The organism is Jatrophihabitans sp., assembly GCF_036000465.1.
Taxonomy (GTDB): Bacteria; Actinomycetota; Actinomycetes; order Mycobacteriales; family Jatrophihabitantaceae; genus Jatrophihabitans.
Genome location: NZ_DASYFV010000078.1, coordinates 1 through 21,697, shown reverse-complemented (window position 1 = coordinate 21,697; position 21,697 = coordinate 1). Strand labels below are relative to the sequence as shown.

The following is a 21,697-nucleotide window of genomic DNA, read 5'->3' as shown; positions in this document are numbered from 1 at the left end:
ACGCAACTGAGGGGAACATCTGATGCCCGGACCGCAGCGCGGAGCCCGAACGGGCGGCACCGGCGGCAATGACCGTGGGGGCGAGCGCGGCGAGCGTCGCGACCGCCGCGACGGTGGCCGGGGCGGCCAGGACACCCGCGAGAAGAGCCCGCACCTCGAGCGCGTCGTGACGATCAACCGCGTCGCGAAGGTGGTCAAGGGCGGTCGTCGCTTCAGCTTCACGGCCCTCGTGGTCGTGGGCGACGGCGACGGCACCGTGGGCGTCGGCTACGGCAAGGCCAAGGAAGTTCCGGCTGCCATCGCCAAGGGCGTCGAGGAGGCCAAGAAGAACTTCTTCAAGGTCCCGCGGATCCAGCAGACCATCCCGCACCCGGTGCAGGGCGAGAAGGCGGCCGGAGTCGTGCTGCTCAAGCCGGCCAGCCCCGGTACCGGCGTCATCGCCGGTGGCCCGGTGCGCGCCGTCCTCGAGTGCGCCGGCATCCACGACGTCCTGTCGAAGTCGCTCGGCTCGGACAACCCGATCAACATCGTGCACGCCACCGTGGCTGCCCTGAAGGAGCTCGTGCGTCCCGAGGAGGTTGCGGCCCGCCGCGGCCTGCCCCTCGAGGACGTCGCTCCGGCCGGCATGCTGCGCGCCCGTGCCGGGCAGGGGAGCTGACCTTCCAATGGCACGCCTGAAGATCACCCAGACGAAGTCGGGCATCGGCTACAAGCAGAACCAGCGTGAGACTCTCCGCACGCTGGGCCTGAAGCGGATGCACGACACCGTCGTCAAGGAAGACCGCCCGGAGATCCGCGGCATGGTCAAGACCGTCACGCACCTGGTGACGGTCGAGGAGGTCGAGTAGTCATGACGAATCTCAAGGTTCACCACCTCAAGCCCGCCCCGGGCTCGCACACCAAGAAGACCCGCGTGGGTCGTGGTGAGGGCTCGAAGGGCAAGACGGCCGGCCGTGGCACCAAGGGCACCAAGGCCCGTTACCAGGTGCCCGCCGCGTTCGAGGGCGGCCAGATGCCGATCCACATGCGGATGCCGAAGCTCAAGGGCTTCAAGAACCGCTTCCGGGTCGAGTACCAGGTCGTCAACGTCGCGTCGCTGGCCGCGCTGTTCCCCCAGGGGGGCACGGTCGGGGTCGACGAGCTCGTCGCCGCCGGCGCCGTCCGCAAGGGCGAGCGGGTCAAGGTCCTCGGCAACGGCGACCTCGGCGTGAAGCTCGACATCACCGCGCACGCCTTCTCCGACTCCGCTCGGGAGAAGATCACCGCAGCCGGTGGGTCGGCCACCGCCCTGTAAGTGCACTTCCCGCGCACCGGGTTCTTACCGGTTGCGGACCGTCACCCGGTCCGTCTCCTTGAACCCGGTGCGCGGACCTTTTTGTCCCATAGAGTCACTCTCAGCAGGTGCGGATCCGGGCGACTGTTAGCCTGGGCCGACCGGTCGCCGGGTCGTGGAGATCACCTCCCGGCGCGTACGTCCGATCGGTCGTGCACTCGCTTTCTTCTAACAGCTTCGCGGCAGGAGGACCGGACCCGTGCTCAGCGCGTTCGCATCGGCGTTTAGGACGCCCGACCTGCGAAAGAAGCTGCTCTTCACCCTGGCCATGCTGGCGCTGTACCGGCTCGGCGCGTCGATCCCGACGCCGAACACGAACACGGTGGCGATCAACGACTGCCTCGCCGGGGCGTCGCAGAGCAGCAAGAACATCTATTCGCTGATCAACCTGTTCTCCGGCGGCGCGCTGCTGCGCCTGTCCGTCTTCGCGTTGGGCATCATGCCCTACATCACGGCCAGCATCATCATCCAGCTGCTCGTGGTCGTCATCCCGCGCTTCGAACAGTTGAAGAAGGAAGGCCAGGCGGGCCAGCAGAAGCTGACCCAGTACAGCCGGTACCTCACCATCGGCCTGGCCATCCTGCAGTCCACCGGCTTCATCGCCCTGGCCCGCTCCGGACAGCTCTTCCAGGGCTCGTCGAGCGCCTGCCAGTCGATCCTGTACCACCAGGACCTCTACACCCTCGGCACGATGGTCATCATCATGACCGCCGGCACGGCCGTCATCATGTGGCTCGGCGAGCTGGTCACCGACCGCGGCGTCGGCAACGGCATGAGCGTGTTGATGTTCACCTCGATCGCCGCGCGCATCCCGAACGAGGGTCACGTCATCCTGCAGAACGCGGGCGTGTTCGTGTTCATCCTCATCGTGCTGCTGGGCCTCGCGATCATCGTGGCCGTGGTGTTCGTCGAGCAGGCGCAGCGCCGCATCCCGGTCCAGTACGCCAAACGCATGGTCGGACGCCGGCAGTACGGCGGCACGTCGACCTACCTGCCGCTGAAGGTGAACCAGGCCGGCGTCATCCCGGTCATCTTCGCCTCGTCGCTGCTCTACATACCGCAGCTGATCAGCCAGCTGGTGAGCAACAACAACTCCACCGGCTTCGCCAAGTGGGTGCAGACCTACCTGCTGGACCAGCAGTCGTGGTCCTACCTCTCGGTCTACTTCCTGCTCATCATCTTCTTCGCCTACTTCTACGTCGGCATCACCTTCGACCCGGTCGAGCGGGCCGACGACATGAAGCGCTACGGCGGCTTCATCCCGGGCATCCGTCCCGGTCGCCCGACGGCGGAGTACCTCCAGTTCGTGTTGTCCAGGATCACGCTGCCGGGTTCCATCTACCTCGGTATCGTCGCCGTACTGCCGAACTTCTTCTTCAACATCACCAGCGGCAACAACCAGAACTTCCCGTTCGGCGGCACCGCAGTGCTGATCATGGTCGGCGTGGGTCTGGACACCGTGAAGCAGATCGAGAGCCAGCTCATGCAGCGCAACTACGAAGGGTTCCTGCGCTGAGCCCGACCGCACACGCAGTGGTGTCCGCGACCGCGACGACAAGGAGGCGAGCCGCGTGAGATTGGTGCTCGTGGGGCCGCCTGGCGCCGGCAAGGGAACGCAGGCCGAGTTCATCGCCGCGAACTTCGGCATACCGAAGATCTCGACCGGTGACATCTTCCGGGCGAACGTCTCCGGAGGCACCGAACTGGGGCGCATGGCCAAGAAGTACATGGACGCCGGCGATCTGGTGCCCGACGAGGTCACCAACGCGATGGTGCGCGACCGGCTGGCCGAGCCCGACGCCGCCGACGGCTTCCTGCTCGACGGCTTCCCCCGCAACGTCGCCCAGGCCGAGGTGCTCAACGGCATGCTCGACGAGCTCGGGTCACCGCTCAGCGTCGTGCTCGACCTCGAGGTCGACTTCGAGGAGGTCGTGAAGCGGCTCTCGGGCCGGCGCACCTGCAAGAAGTGCGGCCACGTCTGGCACCTCGAGTTCGATCCGCCGAGCACCGGGGGCGTCTGCGACAAGTGCGGCGGCGAGCTGTACCAGCGTGACGACGACCAGCCGGGCACGGTCCGCCGCCGGCTCGAGGTCTACGCCGACCAGACCGCGCCGCTCATCGACTTCTACCGCAACGAGGACCGCCTGGTGGCGATCGATGCCCTCGGCGCCGTCGAGGACGTCACCGAGCGGGCGATCGCGGCGCTGACCCCGTTCGCCGACTGACGATGCGCGGCCTGCCCGAGCGGATCCAGCTCAAGACGCCCGACCAGATCACCCTCATGCGCGAGGCCGGCCTCGTCGTCGCGCGCGCCCTCGCGGCGATGCGCGACGCCGCGGCGCCCGGGGTCTCGACCGCCGACCTCGACGGCGTGGCCCGCGGGGTGCTGAGCGAGGCGGGCGCGACCCCGTCCTTCCTCGGCTACCACGGCTACCCGGCGGTCATCTGCGCGTCGGTGAACGACCGGGTCGTGCACGGCATCCCGTCCACGGGCGAGAAGCTGCGCGAGGGCGACCTCGTCTCCATCGACTTCGGCGCCATCGTCGAGGGCTGGCACGGCGACGCCGCGATCTCGGTGGCCATCGGCGAGGTCGCCCCCGATGTCGCCGCCCTTTCGGCCGCGTGCGAGAAATCCATGTGGGACGGCCTGGCCGTCGCCCGGTCCGGGGCCCGACTCACCGACATCTCGCACGCCGTGGAGACCTCCATCCGTGGCTCCGGCACCTACGGAATCGTCGCCGGCTACGGCGGCCACGGCATCGGCTCCGAGATGCACATGGCGCCGCACATCCTGAACTACGGACGTCCCGGCAAGGGGCCGCGGCTGACCCCGGGCATGGCCTTGGCCATCGAGCCCATGGTCACCCTGGGCTCACGCGCCACCGAGGAGCTCGACGACGGCTGGACCGTCGTCACCACCGACGGCTCATGGGCCGCGCACTGGGAGCACACCGTCGCGATCCTCGAGGACGGTCCCTGGGTCCTCACCGCCGAGGACGGCGGCCGGGCCGAACTGGCCGCGCGCGGCATCGAACTCTCCGCCGCCGCGGCCTGATCCCGTCGCCCGCCAGAAGTTGAGTGGCGAGTCTTCCGCTGAGTGGCGCCCAGGAACGCGCCACCTAACAGCATTTCTCGCCACTCACCGGGTGGACGGCGTGCCGCCGGGAGGCAAATGCAGGTCGAGGGGTCACCGATCGAGCTCGCGACGCAGCCACCGTACGTAGGCGACCATCTGATCCGGGCGCCGGAACACCTGGGTCGGGCCGAAGGTCTCGGTGCGCCAACCTCCCCGGGAGCCGATGTCGAACTCCCGGTCGATGTCGCGCCGCATCCGGTCGACCTTCGCGTGGTCGGCTCCGTTGTACTCGAGGGCGAGCCGGACGTCGTCGTAGCTCAGATCAGGTCTGGCCAGCCATTGGCCGTGTTCGTCGTAGATCGGCTGGTTGACCGCAGGTGCCGGGAGACCGGCGCTGACCAACGCGTAGCGCATGTGACTCTCGGGCCGTGATTCGAAGCGACCGTCGAGATGAGTGAGTGCGGCCCGGGCGCTGACGACACCGCGGCAGTGGGCGGCTCGCGTGACGGCGTGCTGGAGCTCCTCGGGACCTGCCCCTCGACGCAGGGCACAGTCGCCGAGGGCGACCAGATCGGGCATCGCAAGTCGGTCGGCCAGATCGATCCAGGTGCGGGCCGGGGTTGTGACCGGAATGCCGTCGACGAGGGTGATCTCGTCCGCGCGCAACCGTTGGCGCCGCGCTCGCACCCCGCCGCGTCTTCCGCCCGGGCGGCTGGTCGGTGGCGGCAGGTCGGGGTGCACGATCAGTTCGACCGGCCCGGGCGGCAGGTCGGGCAGCCACAGGTCGTGCAGCCGCGCCGCCGTCGACCCGGACACGACGGTGTCCACTGCGTAGACGCCGACGATCGCTGCCACCCGACCGCGGAGGTCGGCCACTGCCTCCTCGGTCCGCCAGACGCCCCGAGTCACATGGATGAGTTCGCTCACGCGGCCACGATGCAGCGTGCGTGTGCGTGACGGGGGCGGATGTGGACACGCCCGGGCTCGTCCACACCTCGTCGCCGCCCGGCTTGTCGGAGCGGGGCGAAGCTGCTACCCGACTCGAGTCCTCGTTGAGTGGCGAGTTGCGGACGTGAGTGGCGGATACTTAGTCGCCACTCACCGCAAGGACTCGCCACTCAGCATCGTTGGGGAGCGCCGGTTCGACCGGCTGCGGCTCGGGCGCGAGGCGGGTCAAGGTGCGGCTGGCGCGGCCGAGCAGGGGCGCGGCACTCGCGAGGGCGAGCACCGCGGCGCAGCCGACGAGCACCCGGTCGATCCCGAAAGAGGCCGAGAGCGGGCCGGCGAGCGCGGCGCCCAGGGGCATGCCGACGAACGAGGCGAGCGTGTCCCACGAGGCGACGCGAGCGAGCAGGCGGTGCGGCACGTGGTCCTGGATCGCGGTGTCCCAGGCGACGGAGAAGAAGGACAGCCCGGTGTAGCCGAGCACCGCGCCGGCGACGACGGCCGCGAGGGCGGACGGCCAGACGTAGACCAGCACCCACAGCGGCATCAGCAGCAGGGCGAGCCAGCCGGCCCGCAGCAACTGGGCCGGGCGGAACCGCAGCGCGACGGCGGCGCCGACGACACCGCCCAGACCCTCGGCGGCGGCGATGACACCGGCCGCGCGGGCCCCGCCGAGATCCCGGATCGCGACGACCTGGATGAGCACCAGCACGACGCCGTTGGCGACGTGGTAGCCGGTGGCGGCCAGGATGCCGTCCCGCAGCCAGGCCCGGTGCCAGACCTCGGACCAGCCCGCCGCGAGCTCGCGCAGCATGCCCTCGCGCGGGGCGCGCTCGGCCCGGGTGCGGATGAGGACGACGGTGCCGACCGAGGCCAGGAAGCTCGCGGCATTGACCGCGAACCCGGCGGCCGAGCCGAAGCCGGCCACCACGAGTCCGCCCAGCGCCGGTCCGAGCACGGCCGAGGAGGTCTGCAGGAGGCCGAGCGTCGCGTTGGCCGATTGCCGCGCCGCGGCCGGGACGAGCATCGGCTTGAGCGCGGTCATGGCGGGGGAGAAGAAGGAACCGGCGCCGGAGCTGACCGCGACGAGCGCGCAGAGCAGGACGATCGAGTGGTGCCCGGTGCCGAACATGACGGCCATCGCCCCGACCGCGACGAAGCGCACGACGTCGGACAGCACCATCACCCGCTGCGGCTGCACCCGGTCGGCCCAGACGCCGCCGAAGAGGGTGCCCGCGAGCATCGCCACGACCGAGCTCGCCATCACCAGCCCGAGCTGGCCCGGGCCGCCGCCGGAGAGCACGACGGCCACGGCGAGCGCGACGGTCTGGAACCCGGTGCCGAGCCAGGACAGCGCCTGGCCCGCGGCGAGGAGCCGGAACTCGCGAGGCAGCAAGCGGAGATCGTGCACGGCAAGGACGATAGTTCATTGTCTAACAATTCACCATCGCATTTTCAGATGGCGCCCCCGGCTGCGAGGATGGGGCCATGGGGGAGCAGCCGGAACGCGATGCGGTCGACCATCACGTGGCCCGGTGGGCCGAGTACTGGACGGACAACCCCTCCTTCGATCCCGAGGTCGAGGGTGCGATCACCCGGATGCAGTCGATCCTGCGGCAGCTCAAGCGAGTGGACGCCGCGGCCTTCGCCGGCTCGGACTTCACCCTCGAGGACTACTGGACGCTGCACGCGCTGATGGTGCAGCCCTACCCGACCGAGGCCACCCCGGCCCAGCTCGCCGACGCGAACCGGGTCACCCGGGCCGCGATGACGAGCCGGCTCGACCGCCTGGTGGCGTCCGGGCTGGTCACGCGGGAGGTCGACCCGCTCGACCGGCGGCGGGTCGTGGTGCGCCCGACCGCGGCCGGGCGGGTGGCGTGGGACCGCTACGTGCACGAGGGGATGGGACGCGAGCAGCACCTGCTGCGCGCGCTCGACCCCGAGCAGCTCGTCGCGCTCAACGCGCTGCTGCGCGCGGTCGTGCTCTCACTCGACGCCTGAGGGGTACTCGATCGTCCTCAGCACGCGGGCCGGTGCCCCGGCCGCGACGGAGAACGGCGGGATGTCGGTGGTGACCACCGAGTTGGCGCCGATCACCGACCGCCGGCCGATGGTGACCCCGCTGGTCACCACCGCGTGCGCGCCCAGCCAGACGTTGTCGCCGATCACGACCGGGCCCTTCGTGGTGAACCCCTGCCAGGGCACCGGGGTGTCGGGGTCGTCGAAGCGGTGGTCGCCGTCGGTCACGACGCACCCGTTGGCCAGCATGCAGTGCGCGCCGATCTCGACCCGCTCGACCGCCGCGACCATGACGTTCAGGTTGAGCAGGGCGCCGCCCCCGATCGAGATCCGGCCGGTGTCCGAGGTGATCCAGACGCCGGGCTCGAAGTAGGCGTGCGGCCCGATCTCCAGGCGTCCCTCGCGCAGCATCCGCAGCGGATTGCCGTGCAGCGCGCCCCGCGCGAACGCCTCGCGCCGGGCGAGTTCGAGGTGCAGCGCAACCCGGTTCCACGGCAGCGAGGCCTGCTGGTACCACCGCCATTTCCGGGCCCACACCCGCAGCTGGTCGGCGGTCGGGAGCATTGGCCGACTGTAGACGGGGCGCATCGGCGGCGGGCCGCTCAATTAGGGTGAACCGTATGAACATGCCGCAGGGGCCGGGTGCCCCGAACACGTTCCCGGACCCCCAGGCCCAGCCCGGAGCGCCGGCTCAGCACCACCCCGCCGGCCCGCACGGCGCGCCGACCGTCCAGTTCGTGGCCCAGAACCCGCCCCCGCCGAAGGCCGTGCGTCCGAAGGTCTTCACCTCGATCTGGACGCTCGGCCTGGTGAGCCTGCTCGGCGTCGTGCTGGGGATCTCCCTCGACGAGAACGGCGTCAACGCCTGGCACAGCGTGCACGCCTGGGGCGGCGTCGCCGTCCTGGGTGCGGTGCTCACCCTCGCCCCGGTGCTCGGTCACTCGTTCGGACTGACGCCGCCGCGGGCCCGACAGGTGGCCGCGGGAGGGGCGGGCGCGCTCGTCCTCTACTGGGTGCTGTTCGTGCTGCCCGTCGTCGGCTCGAACACGTCCCTGCTGACCACGATCGGGGTCGCGGCCGGCGTCGTCGCCGCCCGGATCCCGCAGGAGCACTCCTGGTGACGCTGTCCACCGGCCCGCGCCTGGCCGCGGCCGCGGCGCTGTGCCTGGTGCCGCACGTTGCGGTGGCGGCGTCCACGCGGGCCCTGCTCGTGCTCGCCGCCCTGGCCCTGGTGTGGTGCGCCACCCGCCCGCGCACCGCGTCGACCCGGCAGGTCGCCCGCGCCGCGACGCTGGGAATCGGCGCGGCGGCAGCCCTCGCGGCCTCCCGCGGGGCCCCGGTCCCGGTCGTCTGCGCGGTCCTCGCGCTGTTCCTGGTGGTGCCGCCGGTCTGGCGGCGCCGAGGCGTTTTTGTCCCTGGCGCTGCGGATAGGTAGAGTGGACCGCTGGCGCACGCCGCTCTTTTCTCATGTCCGCTGTGGCCGCGGATCCGAGGGCGGACCCTCACGGCAGCGTCGAGTTGAAGACCGAGCAATTCCTGCACGTCGAAGTCACGAAATGCGGAGGACATGCCCAAGAAAGACGGCGCCATCGAGGTCGAAGGCCGAGTGGTCGAACCATTGCCCAACGCGATGTTCCGGGTGGAACTGAGCAACGGGCACAAGGTTCTCGCCCACATCAGCGGCAAGATGCGGCAGCACTACATCCGCATCCTGCCCGAGGACCGCGTCGTCGTGGAGCTCTCGCCCTACGACCTCACCCGTGGGCGCATCGTCTACCGCTACAAGTGATTCCGGCTGCGGGCGACCGCGGTCCGAACCAGCCGGCGAGCACCATTCGTCGGTCCGCCACAAGCAATCCAGAAGGGGCACGGCCGTGAAGGTCAAGCCGAGCGTCAAGCCGATCTGCGACAAGTGCAAGGTGATCCGTCGCCACGGTCGCGTGATGGTGATCTGCGAGAACCTGCGTCACAAGCAGCGTCAGGGCTGAGTCCCGCCTCTCGCTCCACCTAGGTCCGTCCCGGACCGACCAGCAAGCGCACACCACCCCGCGTCAGTACGAGCGGGTCCACCTCCGGACGAAGGCCGGAGCTCCACCCAGGGCGGGTGGGGAACGGGTGCGTACAACACCTTCGACGAAGAGAAACCAGGAGAACCGCCCGCATGGCAAGACTTGCCGGCGTCGACCTCCCCCGCGAGAAGCGGATGGAGATCGCGCTCACCTACATCTATGGCATGGGTCGCACCCGAGCCAAGGCCACCCTCGAGGCCACCGGCGTCAGCCCGGACCTCCGCGCCCGTGACCTGTCCGACGAGGACCTCGTCAAGCTGCGCGACCACATCGACGCGAACTACAAGGTCGAAGGTGACCTCCGCCGTGAGGTCGCGGCCGACATCCGTCGCAAGATCGAGATCGGCTGCTACGAGGGCATCCGCCACCGTCGCGGACTGCCCGTCCACGGTCAGCGCACCAAGACCAACGCCCGCACCCGCAAGGGCCCGAAGAAGACCATCGCGGGCAAGAAGAAGGCAGGTAAGAAGTAATGCCGGGTCAGGCACGCAAGGCCGGCGCCAAGAAGGTCCGCCGCAAGGAAAAGAAGAACATCACCTTCGGCCAGGCGCACATCAAGAGCACCTTCAACAACACGATCGTGTCGATCACCGACCCGCAGGGCAACGTGATCAGCTGGGCCTCGGCCGGCCACGTCGGTTTCAAGGGCTCGCGGAAGTCGACGCCGTTCGCCGCGCAGATGGCCGCCGAGAGCGCCGCCCGCAAGGCGCAGGAGCACGGCCTGAAGAAGGTCGACGTCTTCGTCAAGGGCCCGGGTTCGGGTCGCGAGACGGCGATCCGCTCGCTGCAGGCAACCGGCCTCGAGGTCGGCACCATTTCCGACGTGACGCCGCAGCCGCACAACGGCTGCCGCCCGCCCAAGCGTCGTCGAGTCTGAGCCGGAGGACTGGATAAATTATGGCTCGCTACACCGGACCCGCCACGCGCATCTCGCGTCGGCTCAACGTCGACCTCGTCGGCGGCGACAGCTCCTTCGAGCGCCGTCCGTACCCGCCCGGCCAGCACGGTCGCAACCGCATCAAGCAGAGCGAGTACCTGCTTCAGCTTCAGGAGAAGCAGAAGGCCAAGTACAGCTACGGCGTGCTCGAGAAGCAGTTCCGCGGTTACTACCGCGAGGCTGTGCGCCGCGAGGGCAAGACGGGTGACAACCTGTTGCAGATCCTCGAGTCGCGTCTCGACAACGTCATCTACCGCGCCGGCATCGCCCGCACGCGGCGCCAGGCCCGTCAGCTGGTCAGCCACGGCCACTTCCAGGTCAACGGCCACAAGGTCGACATCCCGAGCTTCCGCGTCACGCCGTACGACATCATCGACGTGAAGCCGAAGTCGCTGGAGACCACGCCGTTCCTGATCGCTCGTGAGACCTACGGCGAGCGGCCGGTCCCGGCCTGGCTGCAGGTCGTTCCGAACCGCCTGCGCGTGCTCGTGCACGCGCTGCCGGTACGGGCCCAGATCGAGATCCCGGTCCAGGAACAGCTGATCGTCGAGCTCTACTCGAAGTAGCCCGCTCCGGCAGGAGCGGTTTCACCCCGTCGGACGTCATATAGCGGGCGTCCACGACCCCAAGGAGTACCCCTGTGCTGATCTCTCAGCGCCCCTCGCTCGCCGAGGAACCACTCGCCGACAACCGTTCGCGGTTCGTCATCGAGCCGCTCGAGCCCGGCTTCGGCTACACGCTCGGCAACTCGCTGCGGCGCACGCTGCTCTCGTCCATCCCGGGCGCGGCCGTCACCAGCATCCGCATCGACGGTGTGCTGCACGAGTTCACGACGGTCGAAGGCGTGAAGGAAGACGTCACCGACATCATCCTGAACCTCAAGGAGCTCGTCGTGAGCTCCGACAGCGACGAGCCGGTGGTCATGTACCTGCGCAAGCAGGGCCCCGGTGCGGTCACCGCCGCCGACATCGCGCCCCCGGCCGGTGTCACGGTGCACAACCCCGACCTGCACATCGCCACGATCAACAAGAAGGGCCGGCTCGAGATCGAGCTGGTCGTCGAGCGGGGCCGCGGCTACGTCACGTCCACGCAGAACAAGCAGGCGGGCCAGGAGATCGGCCGCATCCCGGTCGACTCCATCTACTCGCCGGTGCTGAAGGTGACCTACAACGTCGAGGCCACCCGCGTCGAGCAGCGCACCGACTTCGACCGTCTCGTGGTCGACATCGAGACCAAGAACTCGCTCACCCCGCGCGACGCGGTGGCGAGTGCCGGTCACACGCTGGTCGAGCTCTTCGGCCTGTTCCGGGAGCTGAACGAGGAGGCCGAGGGCATCGACGTCGGCCCGTCGCCGGCCGAGGTCGCCGACATCGCGGCGTTCTCGATGCCGATCGAGGACCTCGACCTCACGGTCCGCTCGTACAACTGCCTCAAGCGCGAGGGCATCCACACCGTGGGTGAGCTCGTTGGACGTAGCGAGGCCGACCTTCTGGACATTCGTAACTTCGGTTCGAAGTCGATCGACGAGGTCAAGGTCAAGCTGGCCGGCCTCGGCCTGGCCCTGAAGGACAGCCCGCCCGGGTTCGCCCTGCCGACCTCGGTCGAGTCCTACGGTGACGACGACTTCACCGACGACACGGACTACGCCGAGACCGAGCAGCTCTAGCAGCAAGCCCGCTTCACCCATCACCTCCGGGGCGCACCTGACCCGGACGGACACCACAGGAGCACGACATGCCCACGCCCACCAAGGGTCCCCGCCTCGGCGGTAGCCCCGCGCACGAGCGGCTGATGCTGGCGAACCTGGCGACTTCGCTGTTCGAGCACGATCGCATCACCACGACCGAGGCCAAGGCCAAGCGGCTGCGCCCGCTGGCCGAGAAGCTCATCACCTTCGCCAAGCGCGGTGACCTGCACGCCCGTCGTCAGGTCATGACGGTGATCCGGGACAAGGACGTCGTGCACAAGCTGTTCGCCGAGATCGGCCCGAAGATGGCGGCGCGTCCGGGTGGCTACACGCGGATCATCAAGACCAACCCGCGCAAGGGCGACAACGCCCCGATGGCCATCATCGAGATCGTCGAGGAGTTCACCTCGGTGACCAGCGAGGCCGAGAAGGCCCGCGGCACGAAGTTCGCCGCGAGCAAGGCGCCGACCGGCCGCACCAAGGAGATCGCCGACGACGCGGCCGCCGAGTCGGCCACCGCCGCCGGTGTCGCCGCGGCCGCCGACGAGGCCTCGGTCGAGTCGGGTGAGGACGCGGGTGACCTCGCGGCTCTCGGGCTGACCGACGAGGACGCCGAGGAGGCCAAGGACGCCGCCGACGAGACCGTCGGTGACGAGCCCGAGGCCGGCGGCGAGCTCGCCGAGAAGCCGTCGGACGACGACAAGTAGCACGCAGCACCTCCGTCGAGTGGCGGATCGCCGGGATGAGTGACGTCGAATCGGACGTGGCCGAACCCGGGGATCCGCCACTCGTCGCGTTGACCCGGGTGCGCCTCGACCTCGCCTACGACGGCACCGGCTTCTCGGGCTGGGCGAGCCAGCCGACCCGGCGCACCGTGCAGGGCGAGCTCGAGGCGGCGCTGGCGACCGTCCTGCGGCTGCCGTCGGTGGCGCTCACCGTCGCCGGGCGCACCGACGCCGGGGTGCACGCCTCGGGGCAGGTCGCGCATCTCGACGTCCCTGATCCGGTCTGGGCGCGGACGGGCGACACCCTCGTGCGCCGCCTGGCCGGCGTGCTGCCCCCCGACATCCGGGTCAACTCGGTGCGGCGGGTGCCCGTGGCGTTCGACGCCCGCTTCGGCGCGCTCTCGCGTCGCTACGAGTACCGGATCACCGACGCCCCGGCCGGGGTCGATCCGCTGAGTCGCGCCTTCGTGCTCGGCTGGCCCCGCCGTCTGGACGAGGCCGCCATGGCTGCGGCCGCCGGACAGCTGACCGGCCTGCACGACTTCGCCGGCTTCTGCAAGCGCCGCGACGGCGCGACCACGATCCGCACCCTGCAGACCTTCACCGTGACCCGCGACTACGACCGGCTGACCTGCGCGGTCGTCGCCGACGCGTTCTGCCACTCGATGGTCCGCTCGCTGGTCGGCGCCCTGCTCGCCGTCGGCGAGGGGCGGCGTCCGGCGGACTGGCCGGCCTCGCTGCTCACCCTGGGTCGGCGGGCCGACGACGTCGGTGTCGCGCCGGCCCACGGGCTCACGCTCGTCGAGGTGCGCTACCCACCCGACGACGAACTGGCCGCCCGGGTGGAGACGACCCGCGCCCGCCGCGATTAGCCCGAGTTGTTGCGGGTCGGCCGCGCTCGGGCGCGTCTCGAGCGGAACCGGTCGGGTGGGGCGGGGCGGGGGTCAGGCGATCGCGCCGAGCAGGCGGTAGCAGCGCTCGATCATCTCGGCCGCGGACTCCTCGGGGTGGTCGAGCCACCACTGGACGAGGGAGTTGACCAGGCCCATCCAGACGGCGGTCAGGGCCGAGGCGTCGGCGACGCCGGTGATGCCCCGCGCCCGCAGGAATCGTTCCGAGCCGCTGGCCGCGAGCTCGGCCGTGCGGGCCTGGTAGCCCGCCGCCGCGGCCGGGATGGGGCCGCTGGTCGGCAGGGACGTGTCGAACAGCAGTCGCCAGGCGTCGCGCTGCGGTTCGAGGGCCTCGAACACCGCACGCAGCGGATGGATGCGCGAGGCGACGGTGTCGTCGACCTCGAGTTCCGCGGCGTCGAGCCGCTCGAGCAGACCACCGGCGACGTGGTGCAGGCAGGCCAGGTAGAGCCCGTCCTTGGACTCGAAGTACTGGTAGACGAGCGGCTTGGAGATGCCGGCCCGGCGGGCGATGTCGACCATCGAGGCCCGGGCGTAGCCGTGGGCGGCGAACTCGCTGACCGCCTCGGCGATGATCTGTTGCTCGCGCTCGAGGCGGGGCACGCCCTTCGTCCCGATCGCCGCACCACTGGACACGCCGGCGACCTTACCCTACGGTAAGTGACTCAAAGGTCAGTTCTCTCGAGGAGGCGCCGGAGATGTCGGCACTCGCGGATTCGCTGCACGACCCCGTCCTCTACGCCGTCCCGGTGTTCGTGCTGTTCATGGCGCTGGAGATCGCTTCGCTCAAGTTCGCGGAGAGCACAGCCGAGGCCGACCTGGAAGGTGGTCGCGGTCGCTACGACGCCCGCGACACCCGCACGAACGTGCTGATGGGCGCCGGCTCGCTCGTCGTGAACGGCACCGCCCGCGGCGTGGCGCTGATCGGGTACGCGGCGCTCTACGTCCTCACCCCACTCAAGTGGGACAGCCACAAGTGGTACACGTGGGTGTTCGTGCTGCTGGCCGTCGACCTGCTGTTCTACCTCGAGCACCGCGCCGCGCACCGGGTGCGCATCCTGTGGGCGGCCCACCAGGCGCACCACAACAGTCAGCGGTTCAACCTCTCGACCGCGGTGCGGCAGAAGTGGAACCCGTGGTGGGAGCTGCTGGTGTGGGTGCCGCTGCCGCTGCTCGGGGTGCCGCCGTGGCTGCTGTTCACCGCCTTCTCGATCAACCTGATCTTCCAGTTCTTCGTGCACACCGAGCGCATCGACCGCATGTGGCGCCCGGTCGAGTACGTCTTCAACACGCCGTCGCACCACCGCGTGCACCATGCGAGCGACAAGGAGTACCTCGACCGCAACTACGGCGGCATGCTGATCATCTGGGACCGCCTGTTCCGCTCCTACGTCGAGGAGAAGCAGCGTCCGACCTACGGGTTGACCAAGAACATCGAGACCTACAACGTCTTCCGGCTGCAGTACCACGAGTACGGCGCGATCATCCGCGACGTGCGCCGCGCCCCCACGCTGCGGGCCAAGCTGGGCTACCTGTTCGGGCCGCCCGGGTGGACGCCCGAGCCGCTCGCGGCCGAGGCGCTGCAGCCCGCCGCCTGAATCAGAAGAAGGCCAGGTTGTCGCGCCGGCACCAGTCGAGGACGGCCGGCCACGGGCCGTAGCCGCTCTCGGTGTTCAGGTGCCCGCCGTCCGGCACGACCGTGGTCGCCATCTTCAGCGGCAGGCCGTACTCGGCCGCGATGCCGTTCGGCAGGTAGGGGTCGTCCGAGCCGGCGACGAGGACGGTGCCGTCCGCCCCTCGGCGCACGCGGTCGACGTCGAGCGGTGGCGGGAAGAACCCGGCCACGGCCTCGAGCCTGGTGCGCGGCGACGGTGGCGCCACCAGCAGCACCCGGGCCGGCCGCGGCGAGTCGCCCGGATCGGCCACCGTGCTCACGTGGTGCAGCCACAGCACGGCGCCGAGCGAGTGGGCCACGACGTCGAAGCCGTCGGCGGGCAGCGGGGCGAGGGTGGCCCGCAGTGCGGCCAGCCACGGCGCGAGCTCCGGGCGGTCGTGGTCGCCGAAATCGGGGCGCACCGTCTCCCGGCCGGCCTCGCGCAGCTGCTCCTCGAGCCAGGTCTGCCAGTGGCCCTCACCCGATCCGTTGAGGCCGGGGACGACGACGGTCGGGACGGTCCGGGTGGGGCGGCGGGGCATGCCTGCAGCCTAGGAGACCGCCCCTGGCCTCGGATGGGCGGAGGCTCAGAACGAGCGGATGAGCCCGATCAGGATGAGGAACTGGGCCAGGTGGTAGGTGACGATCACCAGCAGCGGGCCCCGCTGCACCGGTGCGACGAACCGGCCGCGGGCCAGGATCGCGTCCGAGGCCAGGAACAGCACGCCGCCGACCGCCGTCGCGACGATGCCGGTGCCCGTGGCCAGCACGGTCATCGTGGACAGGCCGAGCACGTAGACCAGGACGACGGCGGCGAAGGCGTTGCCCGCCTTCTGGATCGCGCCGAGCAGGATCGCCGGCAGCACCAGCCCGGCGACGCCGGCGATGACGAGCAGGCCGGCCACGAGGTCGGCGGTGCGGATGTCGAGCTGCAGGAACGCGACGATGTAGGCGACGTGGCCGAGCAGGAACGCGCCGAGCCCGGCCAGGAACGGCAGGTCGGTGTCACCGTCGCTGAGCATCAGGCCGATGTCGCCCAGCAGGCCGAGGACGAGGGCTGCGACGACCCACGGCTTGGGGTCGCCGATCGAGGCCGAGGTGGCAGCTGCGACGAGCAGGACGAGGGTCAGCGGCTTGAGCAGGTACTCCAGCCGGAACAGCCGGCCCTGCACGGCCACCCAGTCGCCGAGGGCGACGATGGCCGCGACGACGAGCAGAGTCAGGGTCACGGCAGGTGAGTATGCCGTGAACCCGGAGCTACAGCACGACGCCCGGGTTGAGGATGCCGTCCGGGTCGAGGGCGTCCTTGATGCGCCGGGTCAGGGCCATGACGTCGGGGCCGAGCTGGTCGGGCAGCCACGGGGCCTTGAGCCGACCGACGCCGTGCTCGCCGGTGATCGTCCCGCCCAACGACAGCGCCAGATCCATGATCTCGCCGAACGCCACCCGGGCCCGCTTCTCGGCCTCGATGTCGCCCGGCGGGTAGGCGATGATCGGGTGCGTGTTGCCGTCGCCGGCGTGGGCGACGAGCACGATGTGGGTGTCGTTGCGCTCGCCGATCTCGCGCACGCCGTGGCACAGCGCGGGCAGCTCGGGCACGGCCACCCCGACGTCCTCGAGCAGCAGCGTGCCGACCTTCTCCATGGCCGGGAAGGCGGCCCGGCGGGCCGCGGTGAACGCCTCGCCCTCGTCGGCGTCGTCGGTGCTGAACACCTCGCCGGCGCCGTTCGCCCGGCAGGCGGCCTCCATGATCTCGATCTCGGCCCGGGCGGCGTCGCCCGGCGCGTCGGAGCGGGCGATGAGCAGCGCGCCGACGGTGCGGTCGAGGCCCATCTTCACCAGGTCCTCGACGGCGTTGATGCTGCCGTTGTCCATCAGTTCGAGCATCGCCGGGCGGATCTGCGCGGTGATGGCGACGACGGCGTCGGCCGCCGCCTCGATGGTGGCGAAGTTGGCCACCAGCGTGCTCATCCGCGGCGGGGCCGGCAGCAGCCGCAGGGTGAGTTCGGTGATGACGCCGAGCGTTCCCTCGGAGCCGACGAACAGCTTGGTGAGCGAGAGGCCGGCGACATCCTTGAGGCGCGGGCCGCCCAGGCGCACCGCGGTGCCGTCGGCGAGCACGACCTGCATGCCGAGCACGTAGTCGGTGGTGACCCCGTACTTGACGCAGCACAGCCCGCCGGCGTTGGTGGCGGCATTGCCGCCGATCGAGCAGATCTCGTAGGACGACGGGTCCGGCGGGTACCAGAAGCCGTGCTCGGCCGCCGCCGTCTTGACCTCGGCGTTGAACGCGCCGGGCTGCACCACAGCCACCCGGGTGACCGGGTCGATCTCGATGCGGCGCATGCGCTCGGTGCTCAGCGTGATGCCGCCGGCGATGCCCGACGACCCGCCGGACAGGCTCGTCCCGGCTCCGCGGGGCACGACCGGTACCCGGTTGGACGACGCCCAGCGCAGCGTCTCCTGGACGTCGTCGGTGGTGCGCGCCCGCACGACCGCCATCGGCGTGCCGGCGTCGGGGTCGCGGGCCCAGTCGTGCCGGTAGCCGGCCACGACGTCGACATCGGTGATCACGGTGTCGGCAGGCAGCGCCTCGATGAGCTTCGCAAGATCGACGGTCATTCCCCGATCCTGCCCCCTCTGCCGCGCGAACCCCAGGCCGGGACGCAGCGAATGCGAGTGCGCGACGGCCGGGGCATCCCCGACACTGGCGGCATGGGTTATGTGGAAGCGGCGTCGATCGGTCACGTGCTGCCGGACGGGCGGGTGCTGCTGGACGGCGCCAGCCTGCGGGTGGGCGAGGGGGTCAAGGCGGCGCTCGTCGGCGCGAACGGCACCGGCAAGACCACGCTGCTGCGCCTGATCGCCGGCGACGAGACCGCGCAGTCGGGCACCGTCACCCGCTCCGGTGGCGTCGGCGTGATGCGCCAGTTCATCGGCTCGGTACGCGACCGCACCACCGTCCAGGACTTCCTCGTGCGCCTCTCGGCCCCGCCGCTGCGCGCCGCCTGGGACGCGCTGGAGGCGGCCGAGCTGCAGATGATGGAGCACGACGACGAGAAGACGCAGCTGGCCTACGCCCACGCGATCTCCGAGTGGGGCGACCACGGTGGCTACGACGCCGAGGTCCTGTGGGACACCGTCACCGTGGCCGCGCTCGGCGTGCCCTACGAGAACTGCAAGTACCGCGAGCTGACGACGCTGTCCGGCGGCGAGCAGAAGCGTCTCGCGCTGGAACTGCTGCTGCGCGGCCGCGACGAGGTGCTGCTGCTCGACGAGCCGGACAACTATCTCGACGTGCCGGGCAAGCGCTGGCTCGAGCAGCGGCTCCGCGAGACGCCGAAGACGGTGCTGTTCGTCAGCCACGACCGCGAACTGCTGGCCACCGTCGCCGACCGGGTCATCACCGTCGAGGGCGGCACGACCTGGGTGCACGGCGGCGGCTTCGAGAGCTACCACGAGGCCCGCGCGAACCGGCACGAGCGGATGGCCGAGCTGCGGCGCCGCTGGGAGGAGGAGCACGCGCGGCTGAAGGAACTCGTGCGCACCCTGCAGCAGCAGGCCAAGATCAGCCCGGACATGGCCTCGCGCTACCGGGCGATGGCCAACCGCCTGGCCCGGTTCGAGGCCGAGGGGCCGCCGCCGGACAAGCCCGAGGACCAGACGGTGACAATGCGCCTGCGCGGCGGGCGCACCGGCGTGCGGGCGATCATGTGCGAGCAGCTCGAGCTGACCGGCCTCATGCAGCCCTTCGACTCCGAGATCTACTACGGCGAGCGGGTGGCCGTGCTGGGCGCGAACGGCGCGGGCAAGTCGCACTACCTGCGCCTGCTCGGGGGCGAGCCGGTGACCCACACCGGCAGCTGGCGCCTCGGCGCCCGGGTCGTGCCCGGCCTGTTCGCGCAGACGCACTCGCACCCGAGCTGGCTCGGCCGAACGCTCACCGACCTGCTCTGGGCCGGCGGCGAGGGGCGCCCGGGCGTCGACCGCGGCCGGGCGATGTCGGCCCTGCGCCGCTACGGGTTGCAGCAGCAGGCCGAGCAGACGTTCGGCACGCTGTCGGGCGGCCAGCAGGCCCGCTTCCAGATCCTGCTGCTCGAGCTGTCCGGGGCCACGCTGCTGCTGCTCGACGAGCCGACCGACAACCTCGACGTGCTCAGCGCCGAGGCGCTGGAGGAGGGGTTGGAGTCCTTCGACGGCACGGTTGTCGCGGTGACGCACGACCGTTGGTTCGCCCGCTCGTTCGACCGGTTCCTGGTCTTCGGCGCGGACGGTCGGGTCTACGAGTCGACCGAGCCGGTGTTCGACGAGACGCGGGTGGTGCGCCCGCGCTAGGCCTCAGGCCGTGGCCGAGGTGGCCGGCACGGCGAAGACCACGATGTTGTCGAGGTAGTTGCCGGTCGAGGCGTCGAACGGGCCGCCGCAGGTGACGATCGCGATCCGGCCGACGCTCTTCTGGTCGAAGATCTGCTGATACGGCAGCCGGGTCTTGTGATAGGTCCGCACGCCGGTGACGGTGAAGCGGATGACCGCACGGGTGGCGATCCGCTTGCCGTACACGTACACGGCGTCGCCCGGCTTGAGGGCGCCGATGTCGGCGAGCGTGCCGTCGACGCCGGCGTAGTTGATGTGGCCGGCGAGGATCGCGGTGCCGACCTGCGCGCCCGGCTTCGCGCCCGGGCTCCACCACCCGACGACGCGCGGGTTCGCCGGGACGTCGAGCTCGCCGTCGGATGTCGTCGTCACCGGGACGATCGGGGCGACGGCCTTGAGCCTCGGGATGACGATGCGGTTCGGGGAGAGGGTCGTGACCTTCGCGCCGCTGGCGACCGGGACGGTGCCGACGAGCTTCGGCTGCGGCGGGACGGCGTTGTTGCGGCCCCAGTAGGGCGAGGTGATCCAGGTCAGGTTGGCCACCGCCACGACCAGGATCGTCAGCAGGGCGCACACGACGGGCACCAGGGCACCGGACCGCCGGGGGACCACGGTGAGGCGACGTGCCGGTCTGTCGGTGCTCACCGCGCTCCCGCCTGGTCCCGGCCGATGGGGTTCCGCGGCCTCGTCAGAAGGATAAACGAGCCGGCCGGGCTGCCGATGCGGGCGATTTGGCCGGGCACAACGAGGGCCGGTAGAGTCCGGCGTTGGCGCGCGAGCGATCGTGCGTCCCGGCCATGCCCCGGGGTCCATCGGCGGGTTCTCATCCGTGCGATGACCGTGGGGGCGCCGGACTGCGTCGCTCATCGGTGGCGCAGCCGCGTGAAGACCGAAAGAGAGCAGAAGAGTGCCCACGTACAACCCGAAGCCGGGTGAGATCGAGCGCCGCTGGCACGTCATCGACGCCAACGACGTCGTCCTCGGCCGGCTGGCCAGCCACGCCGCCACCCTCCTCCGCGGCAAGCACAAGCCGCAGTTCGCGCTGCACGTCGACGTCGGTGACTTCGTCGTCGTCGTCAACGCCGAGAAGGTCGCCCTCACCGGCGCCAAGCTCAACGAGTTCCGCTACCGTCACTCCGGCTACCCGGGCGGTCTGTCCAAGCGCACCGTCGGCGAGCTGCTCGAGACCAAGCCCGAGCGGGTCATCGAACTCGCCGTCCGCGGCATGCTGCCCAAGACGACCCTCGGCCGCGCCCAGCTGAAGAAGCTGAAGGTCTACGCCGGCCCCGACCACCCGCACGCGGCCCAGAAGCCGCAGCCGTTCGAGATCAAGCAGGTAAGCCAGTGAGCTCCAACCCGAATGCCCCCGTCGTCGGCCGCCGCAAGGAGGCCGTCGTCCGCGTCCGTCTCATCCCGGGCAGCGGCGAGTTCAAGCTGAACGGCCGCACCCTGGAGGGATACTTCCCGAACAAGGTGCACCAGCAGCTCATCAAGGAGCCGTTCGTCACCCTCGAGAAGGACGACCAGTACGACGTCATCGCCTCGCTCGTCGGCGGTGGCATCACCGGTCAGGCCGGCGCCCTGCGTCTCGCGATCGCCCGCGCGCTCATCAACATCGAGCCCGACGACCGCCCGGCCCTGAAGAAGGCCGGCTTCCTCACCCGTGACCCGCGGGTCAAGGAGCGCAAGAAGTACGGCCTGAAGAAGGCCCGCAAGGCGCCTCAGTACTCCAAGCGCTAGTCCCGTGGGTCTGTTCGGGACCGACGGGGTCCGGGGTCTGGCCAATGGTGACCTGACCCCGGAACTCGCGCTCGCCGTCGCCGGCGCGGCGGCCGAGGTGTTGATCGCGCACGACGCGTCGCACCGCCCGGTCGCCGTCGTCGGCCGCGACCCGCGGGCCAGCGGGGAGATGCTCGAGGCCGCCGTCGTCGCGGGGCTCACCAGCGCCGGAGCCGAGGTGCTCCGCG

29 protein-coding genes and 1 pseudogene are annotated in these 21,697 nt (G+C 70.5%); 22 read left to right on the top strand and 8 right to left on the bottom strand.

The genetic code is table 11. From position 1 onward, the window contains the following. The first annotated feature begins 22 nt into the window (after positions 1–22). The 6 genes from rpsE to map all read left to right on the top strand — a co-directional run bounded on the left by rpsE (position 23) and on the right by map (position 4,388). The gene (rpsE, locus tag VGN18_RS20965) at positions 23–658 is read left to right on the top strand and encodes a 30S ribosomal protein S5 (protein WP_327541676.1); all 636 of its coding nucleotides are present in this window, start codon (positions 23–25) and stop codon (positions 656–658) included. Positions 659–665: 7 nt separating this feature from the next. Next, positions 666–848: a 50S ribosomal protein L30 gene (rpmD, locus tag VGN18_RS20960; RefSeq protein WP_327541675.1), complete on the top strand. Its 183-nt coding sequence runs from the start codon at positions 666–668 to the stop codon at positions 846–848. A 2-nt stretch (positions 849–850) separates the two neighbouring features. Further along, a complete protein-coding gene (rplO, locus tag VGN18_RS20955) occupies positions 851–1,294 on the top strand; it encodes a 50S ribosomal protein L15 (protein WP_327541674.1) in 444 nt (147 codons plus the stop codon). Positions 1,295–1,532: 238 nt separating this feature from the next. Further along, positions 1,533–2,849: a preprotein translocase subunit SecY gene (gene secY, locus VGN18_RS20950; RefSeq protein WP_327541673.1), complete on the top strand. Its 1,317-nt coding sequence runs from the start codon at positions 1,533–1,535 to the stop codon at positions 2,847–2,849. A gap of 55 nt (positions 2,850–2,904) precedes the next feature. Continuing rightward, positions 2,905–3,558: an adenylate kinase gene (locus VGN18_RS20945; RefSeq protein WP_327541672.1), complete on the top strand. Its 654-nt coding sequence runs from the start codon at positions 2,905–2,907 to the stop codon at positions 3,556–3,558. Positions 3,559–3,560: 2 nt separating this feature from the next. Continuing rightward, entirely contained in the window at positions 3,561–4,388 is an 828-nt protein-coding gene (gene map / locus VGN18_RS20940; RefSeq protein WP_327541671.1) for a type I methionyl aminopeptidase, read from the top strand. A 132-nt stretch (positions 4,389–4,520) separates the two neighbouring features. On the opposite strand, the gene VGN18_RS20935 is transcribed toward map, so the two are convergent. Then, a complete protein-coding gene (locus tag VGN18_RS20935; protein WP_327541670.1) occupies positions 4,521–5,336 on the bottom strand; it encodes a hypothetical protein in 816 nt (271 codons plus the stop codon). Between the two features lie 160 nt (positions 5,337–5,496). Next, positions 5,497–6,765 carry an MFS transporter gene (locus VGN18_RS20930; RefSeq protein WP_327541669.1) on the bottom strand — a complete coding sequence of 423 codons (1,269 nt, stop codon included), beginning with the start codon at positions 6,763–6,765 and terminating at the stop codon, positions 5,497–5,499. Positions 6,766–6,842: 77 nt separating this feature from the next. Between VGN18_RS20930 and VGN18_RS20925 the strand changes: the two genes are divergently transcribed. Next, positions 6,843–7,355, top strand: coding sequence for a MarR family winged helix-turn-helix transcriptional regulator (locus tag VGN18_RS20925; protein WP_327541668.1), 513 nt, complete (start codon positions 6,843–6,845; stop codon positions 7,353–7,355). Here the strand turns inward: VGN18_RS20925 and VGN18_RS20920 are convergent. Further along, on the bottom strand, positions 7,341–7,937 hold the full coding sequence (locus VGN18_RS20920) for an acyltransferase (RefSeq protein WP_327541667.1): 597 nt from the start codon (positions 7,935–7,937) through the stop codon (positions 7,341–7,343). The two genes, VGN18_RS20925 and VGN18_RS20920, sit on opposite strands and share 15 nt — an antisense overlap. 56 nt (positions 7,938–7,993) lie before the next feature. On the opposite strand from VGN18_RS20920, the gene VGN18_RS20915 reads away from it, so the two are divergent. The 10 genes from VGN18_RS20915 (at position 7,994) to truA (ending at position 13,663) form a co-directional block, all read left to right on the top strand. Beyond that, complete coding sequence (locus VGN18_RS20915; protein ID WP_327541666.1) at positions 7,994–8,494, top strand: hypothetical protein; 501 nt, start codon at positions 7,994–7,996, stop codon at positions 8,492–8,494. Beyond that, complete coding sequence (locus tag VGN18_RS20910; RefSeq protein ID WP_327541665.1) at positions 8,491–8,808, top strand: hypothetical protein; 318 nt, start codon at positions 8,491–8,493, stop codon at positions 8,806–8,808. The genes VGN18_RS20915 and VGN18_RS20910 overlap by 4 nt, the downstream gene beginning before the upstream one ends. A gap of 132 nt (positions 8,809–8,940) precedes the next feature. Next, positions 8,941–9,162 (top strand): translation initiation factor IF-1, encoded by a 222-nt coding sequence (gene infA / locus VGN18_RS20905; protein WP_091360043.1) that lies wholly within the window; start codon positions 8,941–8,943, stop codon positions 9,160–9,162. A gap of 85 nt (positions 9,163–9,247) precedes the next feature. Next, positions 9,248–9,361 carry a 50S ribosomal protein L36 gene (gene rpmJ / locus VGN18_RS20900; protein WP_015883600.1) on the top strand — a complete coding sequence of 38 codons (114 nt, stop codon included), beginning with the start codon at positions 9,248–9,250 and terminating at the stop codon, positions 9,359–9,361. A gap of 173 nt (positions 9,362–9,534) precedes the next feature. Continuing rightward, entirely contained in the window at positions 9,535–9,915 is a 381-nt protein-coding gene (rpsM, locus tag VGN18_RS20895; protein ID WP_327541664.1) for a 30S ribosomal protein S13, read from the top strand. Beyond that, the gene (gene rpsK / locus VGN18_RS20890) at positions 9,915–10,319 is read left to right on the top strand and encodes a 30S ribosomal protein S11 (RefSeq protein WP_327541663.1); all 405 of its coding nucleotides are present in this window, start codon (positions 9,915–9,917) and stop codon (positions 10,317–10,319) included. The genes rpsM and rpsK overlap by 1 nt, the downstream gene beginning before the upstream one ends. A 20-nt stretch (positions 10,320–10,339) precedes the next feature. Then, positions 10,340–10,945 (top strand): 30S ribosomal protein S4, encoded by a 606-nt coding sequence (gene rpsD / locus VGN18_RS20885; protein WP_327541662.1) that lies wholly within the window; start codon positions 10,340–10,342, stop codon positions 10,943–10,945. A 74-nt stretch (positions 10,946–11,019) separates the two neighbouring features. Beyond that, positions 11,020–12,045 carry a DNA-directed RNA polymerase subunit alpha gene (locus VGN18_RS20880; protein ID WP_327541661.1) on the top strand — a complete coding sequence of 342 codons (1,026 nt, stop codon included), beginning with the start codon at positions 11,020–11,022 and terminating at the stop codon, positions 12,043–12,045. 68 nt (positions 12,046–12,113) lie between these two features. Further along, positions 12,114–12,773, top strand: a complete 660-nt coding sequence (rplQ, locus tag VGN18_RS21160; RefSeq protein ID WP_349259986.1) for a 50S ribosomal protein L17 — start codon at positions 12,114–12,116, stop codon at positions 12,771–12,773. A gap of 35 nt (positions 12,774–12,808) precedes the next feature. Next, complete coding sequence (gene truA / locus VGN18_RS20870) at positions 12,809–13,663, top strand: tRNA pseudouridine(38-40) synthase TruA (protein ID WP_327541660.1); 855 nt, start codon at positions 12,809–12,811, stop codon at positions 13,661–13,663. Between the two features lie 72 nt (positions 13,664–13,735). On the opposite strand, the gene VGN18_RS20865 is transcribed toward truA, so the two are convergent. After that, positions 13,736–14,338, bottom strand: a complete 603-nt coding sequence (locus VGN18_RS20865; protein WP_327541659.1) for a TetR/AcrR family transcriptional regulator — start codon at positions 14,336–14,338, stop codon at positions 13,736–13,738. A gap of 62 nt (positions 14,339–14,400) precedes the next feature. Here VGN18_RS20865 and VGN18_RS20860 point away from each other — a divergent pair, with 62 nt between their 5' ends. Further along, complete coding sequence (locus VGN18_RS20860) at positions 14,401–15,300, top strand: sterol desaturase family protein (RefSeq protein ID WP_327541658.1); 900 nt, start codon at positions 14,401–14,403, stop codon at positions 15,298–15,300. A 1-nt stretch (position 15,301) separates the two neighbouring features. Here VGN18_RS20860 and VGN18_RS20855 read toward each other — a convergent pair whose 3' ends face one another. From VGN18_RS20855 to VGN18_RS20845, 3 genes are read right to left on the bottom strand one after another with little or no spacing between them, the layout of a single operon-like run. Then, the gene (locus tag VGN18_RS20855; protein WP_327541657.1) at positions 15,302–15,898 is read right to left on the bottom strand and encodes an RBBP9/YdeN family alpha/beta hydrolase; all 597 of its coding nucleotides are present in this window, start codon (positions 15,896–15,898) and stop codon (positions 15,302–15,304) included. A 45-nt stretch (positions 15,899–15,943) separates the two neighbouring features. Next, complete coding sequence (locus tag VGN18_RS20850) at positions 15,944–16,585, bottom strand: lysoplasmalogenase (RefSeq protein ID WP_327541656.1); 642 nt, start codon at positions 16,583–16,585, stop codon at positions 15,944–15,946. A gap of 28 nt (positions 16,586–16,613) precedes the next feature. Further along, positions 16,614–17,978: an FAD-binding oxidoreductase gene (locus tag VGN18_RS20845; RefSeq protein ID WP_327541655.1), complete on the bottom strand. Its 1,365-nt coding sequence runs from the start codon at positions 17,976–17,978 to the stop codon at positions 16,614–16,616. A 93-nt stretch (positions 17,979–18,071) separates the two neighbouring features. Between VGN18_RS20845 and VGN18_RS20840 the strand changes: the two genes are divergently transcribed. Further along, the gene (locus VGN18_RS20840) at positions 18,072–19,691 is read left to right on the top strand and encodes an ABC-F family ATP-binding cassette domain-containing protein (protein WP_327541654.1); all 1,620 of its coding nucleotides are present in this window, start codon (positions 18,072–18,074) and stop codon (positions 19,689–19,691) included. 3 nt (positions 19,692–19,694) lie between these two features. On the opposite strand, the gene VGN18_RS20835 is transcribed toward VGN18_RS20840, so the two are convergent. Beyond that, positions 19,695–20,315 carry a class F sortase gene (locus tag VGN18_RS20835; RefSeq protein WP_327541653.1) on the bottom strand — a complete coding sequence of 207 codons (621 nt, stop codon included), beginning with the start codon at positions 20,313–20,315 and terminating at the stop codon, positions 19,695–19,697. A gap of 322 nt (positions 20,316–20,637) precedes the next feature. Here VGN18_RS20835 and rplM point away from each other — a divergent pair, with 322 nt between their 5' ends. The 3 genes and pseudogenes from rplM to VGN18_RS20820 form a co-directional block, all read left to right on the top strand. Further along, positions 20,638–21,078 carry a 50S ribosomal protein L13 gene (rplM, locus tag VGN18_RS20830; protein ID WP_327541652.1) on the top strand — a complete coding sequence of 147 codons (441 nt, stop codon included), beginning with the start codon at positions 20,638–20,640 and terminating at the stop codon, positions 21,076–21,078. Next, positions 21,075–21,470, top strand: coding sequence for a 30S ribosomal protein S9 (rpsI, locus tag VGN18_RS20825; RefSeq protein ID WP_327541651.1), 396 nt, complete (start codon positions 21,075–21,077; stop codon positions 21,468–21,470). The genes rplM and rpsI overlap by 4 nt, the downstream gene beginning before the upstream one ends. Positions 21,471–21,474: 4 nt before the next feature. Beyond that, positions 21,475–21,697 (top strand): annotated as a pseudogene (locus VGN18_RS20820) (phosphoglucosamine mutase); the annotation flags it as partial.

What these genes read in the sequence shown, in the direction of transcription:
- rpsD (WP_327541662.1), top strand. Translation starts at nt 10,340, where the DNA reads ATGGCTCGCTACACCGGACCCGCCACGCGCATCTCGCGTCGGCTCAAC.
- rplQ (WP_349259986.1), top strand. Translation starts at nt 12,114, where the DNA reads ATGCCCACGCCCACCAAGGGTCCCCGCCTCGGCGGTAGCCCCGCGCAC.
- rpmD (WP_327541675.1), top strand. Translation starts at nt 666, where the DNA reads ATGGCACGCCTGAAGATCACCCAGACGAAGTCGGGCATCGGCTACAAG.
- VGN18_RS20925 (WP_327541668.1), top strand. Translation starts at nt 6,843, where the DNA reads ATGGGGGAGCAGCCGGAACGCGATGCGGTCGACCATCACGTGGCCCGG.
- rplO (WP_327541674.1), top strand. Translation starts at nt 851, where the DNA reads ATGACGAATCTCAAGGTTCACCACCTCAAGCCCGCCCCGGGCTCGCAC.
- rpsK (WP_327541663.1), top strand. Translation starts at nt 9,915, where the DNA reads ATGCCGGGTCAGGCACGCAAGGCCGGCGCCAAGAAGGTCCGCCGCAAG.
- VGN18_RS20915 (WP_327541666.1), top strand. Translation starts at nt 7,994, where the DNA reads ATGAACATGCCGCAGGGGCCGGGTGCCCCGAACACGTTCCCGGACCCC.
- rpsE (WP_327541676.1), top strand. Translation starts at nt 23, where the DNA reads ATGCCCGGACCGCAGCGCGGAGCCCGAACGGGCGGCACCGGCGGCAAT.
- VGN18_RS20920 (WP_327541667.1), bottom strand. Translation starts at nt 7,937, where the DNA reads ATGCTCCCGACCGCCGACCAGCTGCGGGTGTGGGCCCGGAAATGGCGG.
- infA (WP_091360043.1), top strand. Translation starts at nt 8,941, where the DNA reads ATGCCCAAGAAAGACGGCGCCATCGAGGTCGAAGGCCGAGTGGTCGAA.
- truA (WP_327541660.1), top strand. Translation starts at nt 12,809, where the DNA reads ATGAGTGACGTCGAATCGGACGTGGCCGAACCCGGGGATCCGCCACTC.
- VGN18_RS20860 (WP_327541658.1), top strand. Translation starts at nt 14,401, where the DNA reads ATGTCGGCACTCGCGGATTCGCTGCACGACCCCGTCCTCTACGCCGTC.
- VGN18_RS20840 (WP_327541654.1), top strand. Translation starts at nt 18,072, where the DNA reads ATGGGTTATGTGGAAGCGGCGTCGATCGGTCACGTGCTGCCGGACGGG.
- map (WP_327541671.1), top strand. Translation starts at nt 3,561, where the DNA reads ATGCGCGGCCTGCCCGAGCGGATCCAGCTCAAGACGCCCGACCAGATC.
- VGN18_RS20845 (WP_327541655.1), bottom strand. Translation starts at nt 17,978, where the DNA reads ATGACCGTCGATCTTGCGAAGCTCATCGAGGCGCTGCCTGCCGACACC.
- VGN18_RS20855 (WP_327541657.1), bottom strand. Translation starts at nt 15,898, where the DNA reads ATGCCCCGCCGCCCCACCCGGACCGTCCCGACCGTCGTCGTCCCCGGC.
- rpsM (WP_327541664.1), top strand. Translation starts at nt 9,535, where the DNA reads ATGGCAAGACTTGCCGGCGTCGACCTCCCCCGCGAGAAGCGGATGGAG.